The organism is Kineococcus sp. NBC_00420 (genome assembly GCF_036021035.1).
Lineage (GTDB): Bacteria > Actinomycetota > Actinomycetes > Actinomycetales > Kineococcaceae > Kineococcus.
This window is the reverse complement of sequence record NZ_CP107930.1, coordinates 2,973,372-2,990,190: the sequence shown is the minus strand read 5'-3', so window position 1 is coordinate 2,990,190 and position 16,819 is coordinate 2,973,372. Positions and strand designations below refer to the sequence as shown.

Below are 16,819 nucleotides of genomic sequence, written 5' to 3'. Positions count from 1 at the left end.
TCACGTCAACGTCAGGTTTTAGCGTAGCCGACATGGACATCGACAGCACCACCACGGCACTCGTCACCGGCGCCAACCGCGGCATCGGGCGCCACTTCGCCGGCCAGCTCCTCGAGCGGGGCGCGACGGTCTACGCCGCCGCCCGCAACCCCGCCTCGATCGACCTGCCCGGCGCCCGGGCGATCGCGCTCGACATCACCGACCCCGAGGCCGTCGCGGCCGCGGCCCGCGAGGCGGGCGACGTGAACCTCCTCGTGAACAACGCCGGGATCTCCACCGGTGCGAACCTCCTCGACGCCGACCTCGACGGCGTCCGCGCCGAACTGGACGTCAACTTCTGGGGGACCCTGTCCATGGTCCGCGCCTTCGCCCCGGTCCTGGCCCGCAACGGCGGCGGGGCCATCGCGAACGTCTCCTCGGCGCTGTCCTGGTTCGCCTACCCGGGCACCGGCGCCTACGCCGTGTCCAAGGCGGCGAACTGGAACATGAGCAACGCCCTGCGCCTGGAACTCCACGGCCAGGGAACCCTGGTCACCTCCGTCCACCTGGGGTCGGCCGAGACGGACATGACCAAGGGCTACGACGTTCCCAAGATCGACCCGGCCGACGCGGCCCGCGCGACCCTCGACGGCATCGTGGCGGGGAAGATCGAGATCCTCGTCGACGACTGGAGCGAGATGATCAAGGCCTCCCTCGCCAAGGACCCGGCCGAGTTCTACCGCCAGTTCCTCACGGCCTGACCTCAGTGCACCGCAGGCCGTTCGAGCACGTCCCGGACGGTCTGCGGTTCCCGGCCCAGCAGGTCGGCGAGCAACGGGTCGGTCCCGGCGAAGAACCCCTGCTCGGCCGCCTGGTACATGCCCAGCAGGAACCGGGCCATGAACTCCTGGGTGCCGGCGGCGACCTGCGCGGCGACCCACGCCTCCGGCGCGAGGACCTCGAGCTCGATCGTGCGTCCCGCGATCGCGGAGGCGGTCTCGGCCACCTCGGCGAACGTCGGGGCGGCGGTCGCGGTGAGGGTCGTCGGGCCCTCGAACGGGGTCGGGGACGTGAGGACCACCGCCGCCGCCTCCCCCGCGTCCTCGCGCGCCGTCCAGGAGACGGGCCCCTCGGCCGGGACGGTGATCCGCCCGGTCTCGCGCCAGGGTCCGCTCAGCCAGCCCAGGCTGTGCGCGTAGAACCCGTTGCGCAACGAGGTCCAGGGCAGGCCGGAACCGGCCAGCAGTTCCTCGGTGGCGGCGTGGTCACGGCCCGGCCCGAACGGGGTTCCCGCGGCCGCCCCCTGGTGGCTGGTGTAGAGGATCCGCCCGACGCCGGCGGCCACGGCGGCCCCGATGGCGTTGCGGTGCAGGGCGACCGCATCGGCACGCGGGTCGCTGGAGGAGACCAGCAGCAGCTGGTCCGCCCCGGCGAAGGCGGTGGGCAGCGAGGCCGGGTCGGCGTAGTCGCCGCGGCGGACCTCGATCCCGCGGTCGGCGAAGCGCTGCGCCTTCGCGAGGTCGCGCGCCACGACGGCGATCTCGCTCGCCGGGACGCGTTCGAGCAGGTGGTCGACGGTGACGCCGTTGAGGGCGCCGGTCGCACCGGTGACGACGATCATGGTGAACTCCTCTGGTATCGCTGGTATCTGAATCAGAGTAACCATGGAATCTCGGCGATAGCAAGAGTGCGTTACCGTTGGAACGTGACCGAGACGACCGACCGCCGCAGCGACACCCGGTCGAGGATCGTGGACGCCGCCGCCCGACTCCTGCGCGAGCAGGGGCCCGCCGCCGTGACCACCCGTCGGGTCGCCGAGGCCGCCGGACTGCAGGCCCCCGCCATCTACCGCCTCTTCGGGGACAAGGACGGGCTGCTCGAGGCCGTCGCCGAGCACGTCATGTCCGGCTACGTCACCGCGAAGGCCGCCGTCGCGGCCGCCGCGACGGCCGAGGAGGTCGACCCGCTGGCGGACCTGCGCCGCGGCTGGAACTCCCAGATCGAGTTCGGGGTCACGAACCCGACCCTGTTCCGCCTCCTGAGCGATCCGGACCGCGTGGTGCGTTCCCCCGCAGCCGAATCCGGACGCCAGGTCCTCGCGGCCCGGGTCCACCGGCTCGCCGCCAGCGGCCGCCTCCGCGTCGCCGAAACCCTCGCCGTCGACCTCTTCCAGGCCGCCGGGGTCGGCACCATCACCACCCTGCTCGCCTCCCCGCCGGAACGGCGCGACCCCGGTCTGGCCGATGCGATGTTCGAGGCCGTCCTGCGTCAGATCCTCACCGACGCCACCGACCCCGTGGAGGACGCCTCGATCGCCGTCGCGTTCCGCGCGCTCGCGCCGGAACTCGACGTGCTCAGCGAGGGCGAGCGCCGGTTGCTCGTCGAGTGGCTCGACCGGGTGATCGCCCGGCGGTGACGGCCGCAGGCAGGGACACGCCTCCCCGGGGCAGCGGGCCCGGCCCTACCCCATGTCGCCGGTCGCGGGCACCCCGTCGGCGAGGCCGTAGCGCAGGTGCACCGCGCCCTGGGGCCCGGCCGACGGCGGTTCGAGCAGGGTGAGGTTGGTCGGCACCGCGCCGCCGTCGAAGACCTTCTTGCCCTCCCCCAGCACGATCGGGTGGATCCAGAGGTCGAGGACGTCGAAGAGCTTCTCGCGCAGCAGCGTCTGGACGAGGTTCAGGCTCCCCACGACCTTGACGTTCTCGTGCCGGTCGCGGATCTCGCGGACGGAGGCCGCGAGGTCGCGGCCCAGCAGCGTCGAGCCGGCCCAGGAGAGGTCGGGCCGACCGCGTGAGGCCACGTACTTGGGGACGCGGTTGAAGAGGGTCGCGATGTCGCCCCCGGTCTGGTCCGGCCAGTAGCCGGCGAAGATCTCGTACGTCCGACGGCCGAGCAGCAGGGCGTCCGTGCCCTCGTAGGCGGCACCGACCTGCGCCCCGCTGACCTCGTCCAGCAGAGGCGCCTGCCACCCCCCGAACCCGAACCCGACCGGGTCCTCGTCGGGGCCGCCGGGGGCCTGGCCCACGAGGTCGAGGGTCGCGAACAGCTCGAGGTGGATCTGGCCCACGTTGTCCTCCCGGTGTCGTCGTCGGTCCGCTCGCGTGGTGGACCCGGAGGGGCCCGCGGACTCATCGGTCGCGTGCGCGACTACTGCGCGGCACCCGTCAGGAGCCAGCGGGTGACGGGCACCTCGAAGAGCACCTGCGCGCCCCCGGGGTGCACCGGGACGGTGATGTCCCACCCGCCGTACTTGGCCGCGAAACCCCGGACGACGTGCCGCGGGAAGCCGTCCCGGTGCACGTGCGCGACACCCTCGGCGACCACCGGGTGGTCCCCGTCCGGCAGGGCCAGCGACACCCGGGGGTCGAGCGACAGGTTGCGCACCTTGACGTTGCGCCCGCCGCTACCGATCCACCAGGTGCCGGGCTCGTGGACGAACCAGACGGGAGTCGTGTGGGGCGATCCGTCGGGACGCAGGGTCGTCAGCCAGACGGTGCGTTCCGTCAGCAGACGGTCCTCGAGCTCGGGGCTCAGCGGTGGCGGCACCGGGGCAGTGGACCACGTCGGCGCACGTCCGGTGCTCCCACCCGCCGGATCCGCACGGGTCCATCGTGGGATCAGCGGAAGGGGTCCGCGGTGGGTTCCAGGCGATCCTGGAGCCAGTCCTCGACGTCGGCGAGCGCGGCGCGCGCCATCGACGTCGGGTGCCCGGTGAAACCGTGCGGCGAGGCGGGGTAGACGCGCAGGTCGACGTCGACCCCGGCGGCCGAGAACCGCTCGGCCATCGCCAGGTTGTCCTCGAGCAGCACGTCGTCGGCCCCCACCACCAGGAGGACGGACGGGAGGCCCCGCAGGTCGGCGAAGACGGGCGAGAAGTCCGGGTGCGTCCGGTCGGCCAGGGAACCCGCGTAGGCGTCGAGGAAGTACTCGTCCGCGATGAGGCGTCCGGCGGGGGTGGAGCCGCTGAGGTCGTAGGTCCCGAACTGCAGCACCGCGCCGCCGATGTGGTCGAAACCCCTGTCCCGCAGTCTCACCATGGTCACGACGGCCAGGGTCGATCCCGCCGAGAAACCCGTGAGGAGGAACCTCTCCGTGCCGAACCGGTCCGCGGCGTTGCGGACGAGCCAGCGCGCCACGGTCTCGCAGTCGTCCGGGGCGGCGGGCCAGGGGTCCTCCGGGGCGAGCCGGTGGTCGACGCTGACCACCGCGACCCCGAGGGCGTCGACGAGTTCGCGGTTGCGGACGTCGCTCGCCGCCGCCGACCCCAGGAAGAAACCACCACCGCGCAGTTCCAGCAGGACCCCCGTCGCACGAGCGGCCGGGACGTGGATCCGGACGGGAACCCCGTCGAGCACCTCCACGGCCGGCGCGGGGTGCGACACGGGCGGTGGGGTCGACGCGGAGCGGGCCCGTTCGAGTTCGACCGGACCGTTCGGACCGCGTCCGGGCGCCCGACGGGCGTAGAAGTCGCGGGACTCCGCGACCAGCGCGGCGAGGCGGGGATCCTCGGCAGCTCGAGCGGTCACGAGGTCATCCCCAGGACAACGCGCTCCGGGTCGCCCAGTACGCCGCAGGCGCCTCGACGACACCGTCGGGCACCGACGCCGGGGGGCGCGCCGCGAGGTTCTGCTCGAGCTGGGGCAACGTCACCGCCCCGCTGAGGACGACGTCGACGAAGGGCTGGGCGAGCACCGCACCGAGCGCGAAGGCGTCGAGGGTCTGCCCGTCGAGCGCGGCCATCTGCGCCAGACCCGGTTCCGCCCCGTGGGCGGTGAGCCGGCCGTTGGCGACGCCCTCCTTCACCACGACGAGCCACCCGGCGTCGTGCGCCTCCGCCAGCGCGGCCCCGACCGAGCGCTCGAGGAGGTTCCACGTCGACTGCACCGCGCTGAAGGGGTTGTCGGGGACCGCCAGGGCCTGCTGCACGACCGAGAACTGCTCCGGGCCGCTGGTGGAGATCCCGACCCGCACCCCGCCCGCCGCGAGCGCACGCAGCCGGTCCAGCAGCTCGTCGTCGCCCAGCGCCGGGCTGTCCGGGGTCACCGAGTGCACCAGGTAGACGTCCGGGGTGGTGCCGAGGGCCTCGAGGGTCTCGGGCCACTGCCGGTCGAGGACGGCCGGGCTGTGGTCCTTGCGCTCGTGCAGCGGGGCGTCGAGCGTCCACTCCCCCACGTACTCGTAGCCCCACTTCGAGCCGATGGTGAGCTGCTCCCGGCGACCGGGGTGGGCGGCCAGCCAGCTGCCGAGGAAGCGCTCGGCGTAGCCGTAGGAGCGGGCGGCGTCGAGGTAGCGGACACCGAGGTCGAAGGCCCGGTCGAGCAGCTGGTGCGACCGGGCCTCCAGCTCCTCGACGGACCGCGCGGCGGCGAGGTCCTCGTCGCGGCCGAGCGTGATGTAGGCGGGGCGGCCCACTGCGGCGAGGCCCAGGCCGAGACGGTGCACCCACGGAGACGTGTCCACAGCCAGGTAGCGTAGGCGTGGGCATCATCTGACCCCCCATCGAGTTGGAGACGGACATGAGCAACGCGCTGGGCGCCACCACCACGAGCGCCGGCCCCACCGTCTTCGTCGTCTACGGCGCCACGGGTGACCTCGCCAAACGTCTCGTCATGCCGGGCTTCGCGGCTCTCGCCGCCGCGGACCTCCTCCCCGAGAAGTGGGTCCTGATCGGCAGCGGCCGCAAGGCCCAGCCGGACGACTCCTACCGCGACCACGTCCGCAAGGGTCTGCAGGAGTTCGCCCGCGGCAAGAACGGTGTCGACGACGACGTCATCGAGTCGATCATGCCGGGGCTGCGGTTCGCCGGCGGCGGTTTCACGGCCGACGACCCGGGCGAGCTGCTGGACGCGATCGCCGCGGCCAAGCAGGAGGTTGGTGACGACGCGCAGGTAGTCCACTACCTGGCCCTGCCGCCCTCGACCTTCCAGGGCTACACCGAGGCGATCGCCGCGCACGGCCTGGCCGAGGGTTCCCGCGTCGTCTACGAGAAGCCGTACGGCACCTCCCCGGAGTCGTTCGAGGAACTCGACCAGCTGGTCCAGTCGGTCTTCGACGAGCAGCAGGTCTTCCGCATCGACCACTTCCTCGGCAAGGAGGCGACCCAGCAGCTGCACGTCCTGCGGTTCGCCAACCGCATGATCGAGCAGCTGTGGAGCAACGAGCACGTCGCGCAGGTCCAGATCGACGTCCCCGAGGTCCTCGGGGTAGACGACCGCGCCACGTTCTACGACGAGACCGGCGCCACCCTGGACATGCTCGTCACCCACCTCCTGCAGGTCGCGGCCGAGGTCGCGCTCGACCCGCCGAGCGACTGGACCTCCGACGCGCTGGCCCAGGCCCGCGAGAACGTGCTGGCGAAGTTCCGCCCGCTGGACCCGACCGAGGTCGTCCTCGGCCAGGGCACCGGGTACCAGGAGATCAAGGACGTCCGCGAGGGTTCCACGACGGACACGTTCGTCGCGGCCAAGGTGTGGGTCGACACCCCCCGCTGGGAAGGCGTTCCCTTCGTCCTGCGCACGGGCAAGAAGCTCGCCGAGAGCCACCAGCACGTGACCCTGGTGTTCAAGCGCCCGCTGAACAGCCCGCAGCACGACGACGACGCGGTGCCCGAGACGCTGACGTTCATCCTGAGCGGCAACGGGTCCGTCGAGGCCGGCGTCACCGCTCGTCGTCCCGGCGTCTCCGACGACCTGGTGCCGGGCAAGCTGTACCTGGACCTCGCGGCCCTGCCGAACGCCGAACCGCTGCCGCCGTACGCCGCGCTGCTGCGCGACGTCCTCATCGGCGACCGCGCGTTGTTCACGACGTCGGCCGGCCTGCGGGACGCGTGGCGGGTGGCCTGCCCGCTGCTCGCCGAGCGTCCCGAACTGCTGCCCTACGAACCCGGTTCCTGGGGTCCGGAGGCCGCCGAGGAGATCGCTGCACCGTTCGGCTGGCTGACCGAGCGCGGGCAGTCGCGCTCCTGACCGACCGTCGTTCCCACGTCGCCCCGTCCACCACCCCGGTGGGCGGGGCGATCGTCGTCTTCGACCTCGACGGCACGCTGGTCGCGGGCGACGCGTTCGGAGGTTTCCTGACGCGGTCGTCGCGGCGCAACCCGTTGCGCGTCCTCGCCCTCGCCCTGACCGCCCCGCTCTGGGGTTCCGCGCGGCTGCGCCGCGGTGGTCGGGCTCGGGCGGAACTCCTGCTCATCACCTCGATCACTCTCGGCCGCAGCCCTTCCGCTCTGCAGCGCGCCTTCGAGGAGTTCGCCGCGGACCACGTCCGCCGGGGACGGATCGAGGTCGCACTCGAGCGGCTGGTGCTCCACGTGCGGGCCGGCGACGAGGTCGTCGTCGCCACGGCGTGCGCGCAACCCCTCGCCCGGGCGGTCTGCCGGGAACTCGGCCTCGGCGACGGGCGGGGATCCGGTTGCCGGTGGCGCACGCCTACACCGACGACGCCCGTGACCTGCCGCTGCTGCGCCAGGCGCAGCACGCCCACCTCGTGCGACCCCGCGCCGGTGACGAGGTCCGTGTCCGCGCGGAACTCGGCGACGTCGAGGTCCTGCGCTGACTCAGTCCCGGGGGAGGTCGCGCAGCGCGCGACGGGCCAGGTCGTCCCCCGCCGCGGCGCCGGCGGCGAGGTGGAACTCGGCACGCTGCCGGTTGCCCCGTTCGAGCAGCAGCAACGCGAGGTTGTGGTGGCAGTACGCGTCCCCGGCCGCGATCCCCGCGGTGTAGGCGGCTTCCGCGGCATCGATGTCGCTCTCCGCGAGCAGGTTGCCCAGCGGGAGCCAGCACTCGCGCTGGCCGAGCTTCGCGCCGAGTTCCAGTTGCTGCTGGGCCTGCCCGGCCCGGCGGGTCAGCAGCAGCAGCGCGGCGAGGGCCGCGCGCGCCGCGCCGGAGACCGCGGCTCCGGCGCGCAGCCGCGGTTCGAGCTGTGGGTCCAGCGTGGCCTCCCACTCCCAGCAGGCGCGCAGCGCGAACGCCTGCGGGTCCTCCCCCGCGCGGGTCAGCGCGGCGTCGGCGCCCGGGAGGTCGCCGCGGTCGTGCCGCAGGTGGGCGAGCTCGACGAAACCCTCGGGCAGACCGCTCTCGCCCGCGGCCGCGAAGGCACCCGCCGCGCCGTCGAGGTCGCCCAGCGACTCCAGCAGGTGGCCGAGGTGGACCCACGCGTCGGTCTCCCCCGCCGCGGCCGCCCGGCGGTACGCCTCCGCCGCCTCGAGCGGCCGGTCCAGTTCCAGGAGCGTGTTGCCGACGTTGCCCCAGACCCAGTCGCCACCGAGTTCCACCGCCCGCTCGAAGCAGACCAGCGCGTCCTCCTGCCGTCCGGCGTCGGCGAGGTCGCAGCCGAGGTCCACGACGGCGTCGACGTCCGCGCCCGCCAGCACCACCCGCATCCGCTCGTCCACCCCTGCAGTCTGCCGATCCCCGTGCGCGGTCGAGCACCGAGCCCCGCGAGAGACTGCGGCGGTGAGACCGAACCCCCCGGACGCCACGTCGGTGGTCCTCGTCCACGGCTACCACGTCGACGCGCTGCAGTGGGAGGAGGTCGTCTGGGGCCGACCCGCGGAGGACCGTCTCGGCCGCGTCCCGCGGGCCGTCCTGCTCGCCCTCGGGCACCCCGACCCCGTCCTGCTCTTCGGCACCGGCGCCGCGGCGCGGGACGGCCTGCTCGAGTCCGAGTACACGCTGGAGTTCGCCCGCTCCCGCCGCCACGAGCTCGAGGACCTCGCCCGCCGGGTCCTCCCGTCCGCCGCGATCGCACGGGTCGGGGAACTGCTGCACGAGCGCAGCCGGTGCGAACGCACCAGCGCCACGACCCGGACCGAGGTGGCCGCCGGGTTCGAGACCGCCCTGTCGCTCGGAGCGCGACACCTCACCCTGGTGTCGTCCCCGACCCACGTCGCACGCTGCCACCAGACGGCGCTGACCCTGCTCGCGACGACCCCGCGCTACGCGCTCCTCGCCCACGGGCTCGCGGCGGTGGCCTCGGACACCACGGTGGCCGGGCGTGGACCGGGCGACGTCGTCGTCCTCGAACCTCGGACCCGTGCGGCCGGGGCCGTCGAGTTCTCCGACGTGGCGCGCGCGGCCCTGCCCCTGCTCGACGTCCCCGAGGCAGCGGCGGCCTACGCGGCCCAGTGGCAGGAACTCACCCGGACCTGGTTGGGCCGTGCGGGCGGGCTCGACGGTCAGGCGGAGGCGACCTCGCGGTAGTGCTCGACGAGCGGGAACGGGTCGTAGAAGTGGTGGAGCAGGGATCGCCACTCCTGGTACCCGGCCGAGCCGCGGAAACCCTCGGTGTGGTCCTCCAGGGTGTCCCAGCGCACCAGCAACAGGTAGGTGTCGGGGCGCTCCACGCAGGAGGACAGGGTCAGCCCCTGGAACCCGGGGACGGCGGAGATGATCAGCTTGGCCCGGGCGAACGCCTCCTCGAACTCGGCGGACCGACCGGGGACGACGCTGAGGACGGCCTGTTCGAGGATCACCGGCCCCATCCTGGCGCACGGGGTTCCGTCCACGCCGGGGTGTCGACGAGGGATCCGATCGAGGAGCCGCTGCACCACGTCTGACGGGTCGGCCTGACGTGTCGCTGCGGGCCCGGCGCGGCTCGTGGGTCCAGGCTGGGCCGATGGAGGACGACCTGCTGGCGAACCCCGCGAACTTCCCCGAACTCATGCTGCTGCCCCACCTCGACGACGAGTGGACCGAAGTGCGCCTGGGTCGGCGCAGCGACGGCGCGTGGGAGGTCTACGTGACCATCCGCGTGGACGACGGGTACCGCAACGAGGCCTCGGCCCAGGCCGTCGCCGACCACTACCGGGAGAACCTCCAGGCCTTCGTGGAACACCGCCGGAAACGTCGGGGTCGCGCCTAACCGAGCAGGGCCGCGGCCGCCGTCCGGGCGCGCTCGAAGACGTCGTCGAGGATGCCGACGCCGTGGGTCACGAGCGCGCCCTCGTGGAGCAGGAACAGTTCCCGGGCGAGGTCCTCCTCGCCCACGGCGGCCCGGAACTGCTGCAGCATCCACCGCTTCTGCTCCACGATGACCGCGTAGGCCGGGTGCGAGGGGTCGTTGATCTCGGCGTGCGCGTTGATCATGGCGCAGCCCTTGGGCCCGTCGGTCGCGGACCACGCCTGCGACGCGGCGAAGACCGCGTCGACCTGTTCCGCAGGGGCGGGACCGGCCGACTCGAGGTGCTCGGCGAGCAGCGTGCGCCACCGCCGGTCGCGGGCGGTGAGGTACTCGACGACGAGTCGTTCCTTGCTGCCGAAGCGGTCGTAGAGCGTCTTCTTGGTGACCCCCGCCCGTTCGGCGATCGCCTCGACCCCGACCGCGTGGATGCCGTGGGCGTAGAAGAGGTCCGAGGCGGCGTCGAGCACGGCGCGCGCCTTGGGGGTCCAGTCGATGGCGTTCTCCACGCGCATCACTATACCGATCGGGTTACTCTCGGGACCATGACTATACCGATCGGTATACCTCGAGTCGCCGTGACCACCGGACTCGCGGCTCTCTTCGTCGTCTGCTGGTCCTCGGGGTTCGTCGGCGCGAAGCTCGGCGCCCAGGCCTACGCCGTGTCGACGGTGCTGGCCTGGCGATTCCTGCCGCTCGCGGGGGTCCTCCTCCTCGTCACCGCGCTGCGCCGGGACCGGACCCGACCGGGCCGGGCAGAACTGCTGCGGCAGAGCGTGATCGGCCTGCTGTCGCAGTCGGGGTACCTGCTCACCGTCTACTGGGCGATCGACCTGGGCGTGAGCACCGGCACGACGGCCCTCGTCGACGGGACCCAGCCCCTCGTCGTCGCCGCCCTCGCCGGGCCACTGCTGGGGGTGGCGTTGCGCGGTCGCCAGCGGGCCGGGTTGCTGCTCGGACTGGTGGCCGTCGGCGCCGTCACCTGGGCCGATGCCGGCGCCCCGGGGACGCACGCGGCACCGTGGGCCTACGTCGTGCCCTTCGCCGGGATGGCGTGCCTGGTCGCGGCCACGTTCCTCGAACGTCGCAGCCCGGGCCCGCCGGCCCCGTGGCGCAACCTGACGATCCACTGCACGACGTCCGCCGTCGTGTTCAGCCTGATCGCCCTGGTCCGCGGAACGGCCGTCCCGCCCCCCGAACCCGCGTTCTGGGTGGCCACCGCGTGGCTGGTCGCCTTCCCCACCTTCGGCGGATACGGCCTGTACTGGCTGCTGCTGCAACGGGTCGGGATCACGACCGTGAACAGCCTGTTGTTCCTCGTCCCGCCGGTGACCACGGCCTGGGGCGCGCTCTGGTTCGGCGAACCCGTCAGCGCGGTGACGATCGTGGGCCTGACGCTGGCCCTCCTCGCCACCTGGCTCGTCACCGCCGAGGGCGGAGGGGCGCGCCGCCGGAAACAGGTTGCCCGGTCGGGCCGACCGTGACGATCATGAACGCCTCGGAGGAGGGGGAACCGTGCCCGCGGACGCCGTCAGCACGAACATGCGCAACTGGGACGAACGTGTCCCCGACCACCTCGTGGCCTACGGGGCCGAGGCGTTCGCCGACGACCGCAGCGCCGTGGGTGTCGAGGTGGAGACCCGGGTCCTCGCGCCGCACCTGCCCGGTGGCACCGTCGCCGGTCTGGACGTGGTGCACCTGCAGTGCCACATCGGCACCGACACCATCAGCCTGGCCCGCCGCGGGGCGCGCGTCGTCGGCACCGACCTGTCCGGGGCCGCGATCGAGGCGGCGGGCAGGCTGGCCGAGCGGGCGGGTGCGCCGGCGACGTTCGTGCAGTGCCGCAACGAGGACGCACCCGACGTCCTGGGCCGCGAGTTCGACGTGGTCCTCACCTCCGTCGGCGTGCTCACCTGGCTGGAGGACCTCGGGAGCTGGGCCCGCGCCGTCGCCCGGCTCCTGCGCCCGGGCGGGGTGTTCCTCGTGCACGACGCCCACCCGGTGCTGAGCGCCCTGCAGCACGACCGCTCCGACGACCTCCTGGTGCTCGGCGAACCGTACTTCGCGGCCGGTGAACCGCGGAGGTTCGACGACGGCGTGACGTACGCCAGCGACACCCGGATGCGCAACACCGTCACCTACCAGTGGCCGCACGACCTGGGCGAGGTCCTCGGGGCCGTTCTCGCGGCCGGGCTGCGCATCGAGGCGTTCCACGAGCACCGCGCCATGCCGTGGAAGGCGCTCCCCTCGATGGTCTCGACGACGCGGGGGTGGGAACTGCCCCCGGGCGCCCCCGAGTGCCCGTTGATGTTCTCGCTGGTGGCGCGCCGTCAGGTCCTGCGAGGTGACACCGGCAGCGCCTCATCCCAGCGCGAGGACGAGACCCGCCGCGACGAGCAGGGCCGCCGTGGCGCCGTGGACGCCGAAGGCGGTGGCGGGCTTGCCGCCGCGGGTGAGCACGACGGCGGCGTCCGCGAGCGGGGTGACGGCCGCGGCCACCAGGCCCCATCCGAGCACGGTGGAACCGCCGGCCGCCCAGACGACCAGCAGCACCACCCCGGAGGTGATGTCGCGGACGCCCTTGATGGCGGTCAGGGCGCGGAGGTCGTCGACGCGTGCCCCGTAGTCGAGCGTCGCGCGCTGCGGCACGAGGAGGAAGCGAGCTCCGACGACGGCGATGGCGACACAGGCGAGGAGGGCGATGACGAGTGCGGTGAGGTGCATGACCGGCCGTTTCTCTGAAGTCTTGCGCTGATAGATAACGACGCTAGCATGATCTCGTGCCTCCTCGTCCAGCCCCGGATCTCGCCTCCCGCCGCGAACTCATCACCCGCACCGCCCGCACCGTCGCCGAGTCCGAAGGCTGGGGCGCGGTCACGATGCGCCGTCTCGCCGGCGAGCTCGGCGTCACCCAACCCGTCCTCTACTCCGCGTTCACCAACCGCCAGGCGCTCGTCGACGCGGTGGCGTTGGACGGCTTCGACGAACTGGCCGCGGCGATGGAGGCGGTGGAGGCCTCCCCGCGGGCGCGGATGAGCGCCTACCTCGACTTCGCCGCCACGCGGCCGCAGGTGTACGAGGCGATGTTCTCGCTGCCCTCGGGACTGACCTTCGCCGTCGGGGACCGTCCAGAACCGCGGCGCGCCTTCGCCGCCCTGGGCGCCGCCTTCCCCACCACCGGCGACGGGACCGACGACGGGACCGACGACGACATCCGGACCGAGGTCGTCTGGTCCCTGCTGCACGGCCTGGCCACCCTCGACGCTGCCGGACGGCTGATGCCCGGGCAGGCCCAGGCCCGACTCGACCTCGCCCACCGCGTGCTCACCCAGCCGTCGACCTCCCAGGAGAACCCCTCGTGAACAGCCCCCTCGCCGGCGTCGACTCCCCCGACCACGCCGCGGCGATCCACCCGAGCAACTCGGTCACCCCGCAGAGACCCGGCTGGGTCGCGACCATCACCGGGGCTGACGACCTCACCCGCGCAGTCGCGGAGGTCAACGCACTCGCGCAGTCCACCGGGGCGGCACTGCAAGTCGTGCCGCAGGCCACCGGCCACGGTGCCGGCGCTCCCGTCGGGGACACCGACGTCCTCCTCGACACCTCACGACTGACCGACGTGGTCATCGACCCCGCCGCACGGACCGCCACCGTCGGGGCCGGCGCGACCTGGTCGGCGATCAACGCCGCGGCCGAACGCCACGGCCTGCTCGGGCTCGCCGGCTCCGCCCCCACCGTCTCCGTCTGCGGGTACACCTTCGGCGGCGGCATCGGCTGGCTGGTCCGCCGCGACGGCCTGGCCAGCGGATCCCTGCGCGCCGTCCACTACGTCGACGGCGACGGCCGCCTCCGCACCGCCACCGACGACGCCCCCGCACAGATCGACCGCGACGCCCTGTGGGCCTTCCGCGGCGCCGGTGGGGTCGGCATCGCCCACACCCTGGAGTTCGACCTCTTCCCCGCCCCCGACCTGCACGCCGGGGCGCTACTGTGGCACGTCGAGGCCCTGCCCGACCTCCTCGCCGCGTGGTCGGGGATCGTCGACACGCTGTCCGGCAGCGTCTCGCACAGCATCTCCGTCCTGCACGTGCCCCCGCTGCCGCTGTTCCCGCCCGCGTTGCACGGCCGGGTCGCCGTCCACCTCGCCATCGCCGACCCCGACGGACCAGGCGCCGCCGGCCCCCTGCTCCACGCCATGCGCAGCGCCGCCACCCCCGTCTCGGACACCTGGGGTCCCAGCGACGCGGCACGACTGGCGAGCATCCACCTCGACCCGCCGGTCGCGACCCCGGCCGTCGGCGACGCGCGCTGGCTGGGCGCCTCGACTCCCGACGTCGCCGCAGCACTGCTGTCCACCGCCGCCGGTCCGGACTCCCCTCTGGTCCTGCTGGAGATCCGCCACACCGCCGGCGCCCCCACCCGCCGCAGCGGTGCCCTCGTCAGCCCACCCGGAGACTTCATCTACCACGCCGTCGGAACCCTCGACCGCTCCACCCACGCGCAGATCCAGGACGGTTTCGCTGCCGCGCAGGACGTGTGGCGCCCGGTCGACACCGGGTACACCCCTGGTTCCTGGATCGACGGCGCCGCCGGCGTTCCCGGCGCGTTGCCGACCGGGACCCGCCGACGCGCCGCGGCCATCGCCGACGCCGTCGACCCGGCCGGCCGGATCCGTCGCTCACGCCTGCTCGGATGAACGCCACACCTGACGATCGAGCACCGACGGGATCGCGCGGTGGGAGTCGGGACGCGAGGCGGTCCTGGACAGAGGCTAGACGACCGGTCTATTGGCGACTAGAGTCGGGCCATGCCCGCCACGGAGGTCGACACCCGCCAGCTCATCCTGGACACCGCTCAGGACTGCATGGCCCACAAAGGTTACGCCGCAGTCGGTCTGACGGAGATCCTCACGGGCGCGGGGGTTCCGAAGGGGTCGTTCTACCACTACTTCCCGTCCAAGGACGCGTTCGGTGAGGCGCTCATGAAGAGCTACTTCACCGACTACCTGTCCACCATGGACACCCTGCTCCACGACACCTCCCGGAACGGCGCCGACCGCGTCATGGAGTACTGGCAGCGGTTCTACGACCTCCAGAGCTTCGACGACTACCAGGGCAAGTGCCTGGTCGTGAAGCTCGCCGCGGAGGTCTCCGACCTGTCCGAGACGATGCGCGTCCAGCTCGACGTCGGCACCACCGGCCTCGTCGCGCGCATCGAGAGACTCATCGAGGGTGGCGTCGCCGACGGCACCCTGTCGGCGGACCTCGACGCCCCGACCCTGGCCGCCACCCTCTACGACCTCTGGGTCGGGGCCAGCGTGATGGCGAAGATCCAGCGCCGCCCGGACGCCCTGGACCGGGCCATGACGAACACGCGCGCCCTGCTCCACCTCTGATCGACCCCACCCGACCACTCGTCACCCTTACTGTCGGTCCGGCTAGACGACCGGTCTACTAATTCGAGGAGAACCATGAACACCGACCTGCTGCACACCGACGCCACCGGACTCGCGGCCCTGATCCGGAACGGAGAGGTGACCTCGGTCGAGGTCGTCCAGGCGCACCTGGACCGCATCGCCGCCGTGAACCCCTCGATCAACGCCATCGTCTCCCTCAACGACGCCGCCCTCGCCGAAGCGCAGGCCGCGGACGACGCCCTGGCCGCGGGCGAACCCGTCGGGCCGCTGCACGGGGTTCCGTTCACCGTGAAGGACTCCCTCGACACCGCGGGGGTCCTGACCCAGCGCGGGTCGCCGATCTTCCGCGGGCGCACCCCGGAGCAGGACGCCACGAGCGTCGCCCGCATGAAGGCCGCCGGCGGGATCCTGCTCGCCAAGACGAACCTCCCGGAGTTCTCCTACTCCACCGAGAGCGACAACCTGCTGACCGGGCGGACGAACAACCCATGGAACCTCGAGCGCACCGCCGGGGGTTCCAGCGGCGGCGAGTCCGCCGCGATCGCGGCGGGGATGAGCCCGATCGGCCTCGGCACCGACCTCGCGATCTCCGTCCGGGGCCCGGCGGCGCAGACGGGCATCGTCGCGCTCAAGCCCACCCACGGGCGCGTCCCGATGACGGGGGTCTGGCCCCGCGCACCGCGACGCGACTGGCACGTCGGCCCCATGGCCCGCACCGTCCGCGACCTCGCCCTGGCCTACGGCGTCCTGAACGGACCCGACGGCCACGACGGCGCCTCCGTCGTACCCGCCGGCCACGACACCGGCGTCGGCGACGCTCCGACGCGGCCCCTGCGGGTGGGCTGGTACACCGACTCCGGGCTCGGCCCCGTCGACCCCGAGGTCGCGGCCACCGTCCGCGCTGCAGCGCAGGCCCTCGCGGACCAGGGGATCGAGGTGCACGAGGTCACGATCCCGGCCCTGCTGCAGGACAACCCGCTCGCCCTGTTCAACCTCCAGCACGTCGTGGAACTCAAACCGGCCATGGCCGAGGCCACCGCCGGTCACGAGGACGAGATGTTCACCATGTCGACGGGCATGCTGGCCACCCCGGACACCTCGACGTCGGACTACGTCGCGGCGGAGCAGGGCTTCGAGAGGATCCGCGACGGCTACGCCGAGTTCTTCTCGACGTTCGACGCGCTGCTGCTGCCGGTGCTGCCGATCCCGGCCCACGAGCACGGCGCGACGGAGTTCGTCATCGACGGGCAGACCGTCGACGCCACGCACGTCCAGACGTTCACCGTGCAGTTCAACATCACCGGCATGCCCGCCCTGTCGATGCGGTTCGGCACCAGTTCCGACGGCCTCCCGATCGGGGTGCAGATCGCCGCCAACCGGTACGCCGAGTCGACCGTCCTGCACGTCGCCGGGCTCCTGGAAGGGGTGAGCCCGGTCAGGGACTCCCACCCCGACCTCTGAGCGAGACCCGGGACCCGGGACCACCGGGTTGACGGAACCCGCGAGGAGCGGGAGGGTGTGGCGTAA

At 72.9% G+C, this 16,819-nt stretch carries 20 protein-coding genes and 2 pseudogenes; 13 read left to right on the top strand and 9 right to left on the bottom strand.

Features of this window, described 5'->3' with window-relative positions; genetic code table 11:
* Positions 1 to 32: 32 nt before the first annotated feature.
* Positions 33 to 740, top strand: a complete 708-nt coding sequence (locus OG218_RS14650; RefSeq protein ID WP_328293962.1) for an SDR family oxidoreductase — start codon at positions 33 to 35, stop codon at positions 738 to 740.
* 2 nt (positions 741 to 742) lie between these two features.
* Here OG218_RS14650 and OG218_RS14645 read toward each other — a convergent pair whose 3' ends face one another.
* Positions 743 to 1,600: an NmrA family NAD(P)-binding protein gene (locus OG218_RS14645; protein ID WP_328293961.1), complete on the bottom strand. Its 858-nt coding sequence runs from the start codon at positions 1,598 to 1,600 to the stop codon at positions 743 to 745.
* Between the two features lie 84 nt (positions 1,601 to 1,684).
* On the opposite strand from OG218_RS14645, the gene OG218_RS14640 reads away from it, so the two are divergent.
* Positions 1,685 to 2,395, top strand: a complete 711-nt coding sequence (locus OG218_RS14640; RefSeq protein ID WP_328293960.1) for a TetR/AcrR family transcriptional regulator — start codon at positions 1,685 to 1,687, stop codon at positions 2,393 to 2,395.
* Positions 2,396 to 2,440: 45 nt separating this feature from the next.
* On the opposite strand, the gene OG218_RS14635 is transcribed toward OG218_RS14640, so the two are convergent.
* The 4 genes from OG218_RS14635 to OG218_RS14620 form a co-directional block, all read right to left on the bottom strand.
* A complete protein-coding gene (locus OG218_RS14635) occupies positions 2,441 to 3,046 on the bottom strand; it encodes a dihydrofolate reductase family protein (protein WP_328293959.1) in 606 nt (201 codons plus the stop codon).
* A gap of 80 nt (positions 3,047 to 3,126) precedes the next feature.
* A complete protein-coding gene (locus OG218_RS14630) occupies positions 3,127 to 3,525 on the bottom strand; it encodes a pyridoxamine 5'-phosphate oxidase family protein (protein ID WP_328293958.1) in 399 nt (132 codons plus the stop codon).
* 71 nt (positions 3,526 to 3,596) lie between these two features.
* Positions 3,597 to 4,505, bottom strand: a complete 909-nt coding sequence (locus OG218_RS14625; RefSeq protein WP_328293957.1) for an alpha/beta hydrolase — start codon at positions 4,503 to 4,505, stop codon at positions 3,597 to 3,599.
* Positions 4,506 to 4,509: 4 nt separating this feature from the next.
* A complete protein-coding gene (locus OG218_RS14620; RefSeq protein ID WP_328293956.1) occupies positions 4,510 to 5,439 on the bottom strand; it encodes an aldo/keto reductase in 930 nt (309 codons plus the stop codon).
* A gap of 56 nt (positions 5,440 to 5,495) precedes the next feature.
* On the opposite strand from OG218_RS14620, the gene OG218_RS14615 reads away from it, so the two are divergent.
* The 3 genes and pseudogenes from OG218_RS14615 to OG218_RS14610 all read left to right on the top strand — a co-directional run bounded on the left by OG218_RS14615 (position 5,496) and on the right by OG218_RS14610 (position 7,533).
* Positions 5,496 to 6,944: a glucose-6-phosphate dehydrogenase gene (locus tag OG218_RS14615; RefSeq protein ID WP_328293955.1), complete on the top strand. Its 1,449-nt coding sequence runs from the start codon at positions 5,496 to 5,498 to the stop codon at positions 6,942 to 6,944.
* Positions 6,945 to 6,982: 38 nt separating this feature from the next.
* Positions 6,983 to 7,330: pseudogene (locus OG218_RS26665) on the top strand (HAD family hydrolase); the annotation flags it as partial.
* On the top strand, positions 7,324 to 7,533 hold the full coding sequence (locus tag OG218_RS14610; protein WP_328293954.1) for a hypothetical protein: 210 nt from the start codon (positions 7,324 to 7,326) through the stop codon (positions 7,531 to 7,533). The pseudogene OG218_RS26665 and the gene OG218_RS14610, both read left to right, overlap by 7 nt.
* A gap of 1 nt (position 7,534) precedes the next feature.
* On the opposite strand, the gene OG218_RS14605 is transcribed toward OG218_RS14610, so the two are convergent.
* Complete coding sequence (locus tag OG218_RS14605; RefSeq protein ID WP_328293953.1) at positions 7,535 to 8,371, bottom strand: hypothetical protein; 837 nt, start codon at positions 8,369 to 8,371, stop codon at positions 7,535 to 7,537.
* 61 nt (positions 8,372 to 8,432) lie between these two features.
* Between OG218_RS14605 and OG218_RS14600 the strand changes: the two genes are divergently transcribed.
* Complete coding sequence (locus OG218_RS14600) at positions 8,433 to 9,179, top strand: hypothetical protein (protein ID WP_328293952.1); 747 nt, start codon at positions 8,433 to 8,435, stop codon at positions 9,177 to 9,179.
* On the opposite strand, the gene OG218_RS14595 is transcribed toward OG218_RS14600, so the two are convergent.
* Positions 9,155 to 9,460 carry an antibiotic biosynthesis monooxygenase family protein gene (locus tag OG218_RS14595; RefSeq protein WP_328296244.1) on the bottom strand — a complete coding sequence of 102 codons (306 nt, stop codon included), beginning with the start codon at positions 9,458 to 9,460 and terminating at the stop codon, positions 9,155 to 9,157. The genes OG218_RS14600 and OG218_RS14595 overlap by 25 nt on opposite strands.
* A 134-nt stretch (positions 9,461 to 9,594) precedes the next feature.
* Between OG218_RS14595 and OG218_RS14590 the strand changes: the two genes are divergently transcribed.
* Positions 9,595 to 9,840, top strand: coding sequence for a hypothetical protein (locus OG218_RS14590; RefSeq protein WP_328293951.1), 246 nt, complete (start codon positions 9,595 to 9,597; stop codon positions 9,838 to 9,840).
* Here OG218_RS14590 and OG218_RS14585 read toward each other — a convergent pair.
* A complete protein-coding gene (locus OG218_RS14585; protein ID WP_328293950.1) occupies positions 9,837 to 10,391 on the bottom strand; it encodes a TetR/AcrR family transcriptional regulator in 555 nt (184 codons plus the stop codon). The genes OG218_RS14590 and OG218_RS14585 overlap by 4 nt on opposite strands.
* Positions 10,392 to 10,454: 63 nt before the next feature.
* Here OG218_RS14585 and OG218_RS14580 point away from each other — a divergent pair, with 63 nt between their 5' ends.
* On the top strand, positions 10,455 to 11,360 hold the full coding sequence (locus OG218_RS14580; RefSeq protein WP_328293949.1) for a DMT family transporter: 906 nt from the start codon (positions 10,455 to 10,457) through the stop codon (positions 11,358 to 11,360).
* A gap of 58 nt (positions 11,361 to 11,418) precedes the next feature.
* Positions 11,419 to 11,868 (top strand): annotated as a pseudogene (locus OG218_RS26660) (class I SAM-dependent methyltransferase); the annotation flags it as partial.
* Between the two features lie 369 nt (positions 11,869 to 12,237).
* On the opposite strand, the gene OG218_RS26655 reads toward OG218_RS26660, so the two are convergent.
* The gene (locus OG218_RS26655) at positions 12,238 to 12,600 is read right to left on the bottom strand and encodes a DUF4267 domain-containing protein (protein ID WP_442906502.1); all 363 of its coding nucleotides are present in this window, start codon (positions 12,598 to 12,600) and stop codon (positions 12,238 to 12,240) included.
* 56 nt (positions 12,601 to 12,656) lie between these two features.
* Between OG218_RS26655 and OG218_RS14570 the strand changes: the two genes are divergently transcribed.
* From OG218_RS14570 to OG218_RS14555, 4 genes are all read left to right on the top strand, one after another.
* Positions 12,657 to 13,238, top strand: coding sequence for a TetR/AcrR family transcriptional regulator (locus tag OG218_RS14570; protein WP_328293947.1), 582 nt, complete (start codon positions 12,657 to 12,659; stop codon positions 13,236 to 13,238).
* On the top strand, positions 13,235 to 14,572 hold the full coding sequence (locus tag OG218_RS14565) for an FAD-binding oxidoreductase (RefSeq protein ID WP_328293946.1): 1,338 nt from the start codon (positions 13,235 to 13,237) through the stop codon (positions 14,570 to 14,572). The genes OG218_RS14570 and OG218_RS14565 overlap by 4 nt, the downstream gene beginning before the upstream one ends.
* A gap of 111 nt (positions 14,573 to 14,683) precedes the next feature.
* Complete coding sequence (locus OG218_RS14560) at positions 14,684 to 15,271, top strand: TetR/AcrR family transcriptional regulator (protein ID WP_328293945.1); 588 nt, start codon at positions 14,684 to 14,686, stop codon at positions 15,269 to 15,271.
* A gap of 75 nt (positions 15,272 to 15,346) precedes the next feature.
* Positions 15,347 to 16,753 (top strand): amidase, encoded by a 1,407-nt coding sequence (locus tag OG218_RS14555; protein WP_328293944.1) that lies wholly within the window; start codon positions 15,347 to 15,349, stop codon positions 16,751 to 16,753.
* The last annotated feature ends 66 nt before the right edge of the window (positions 16,754 to 16,819 follow it).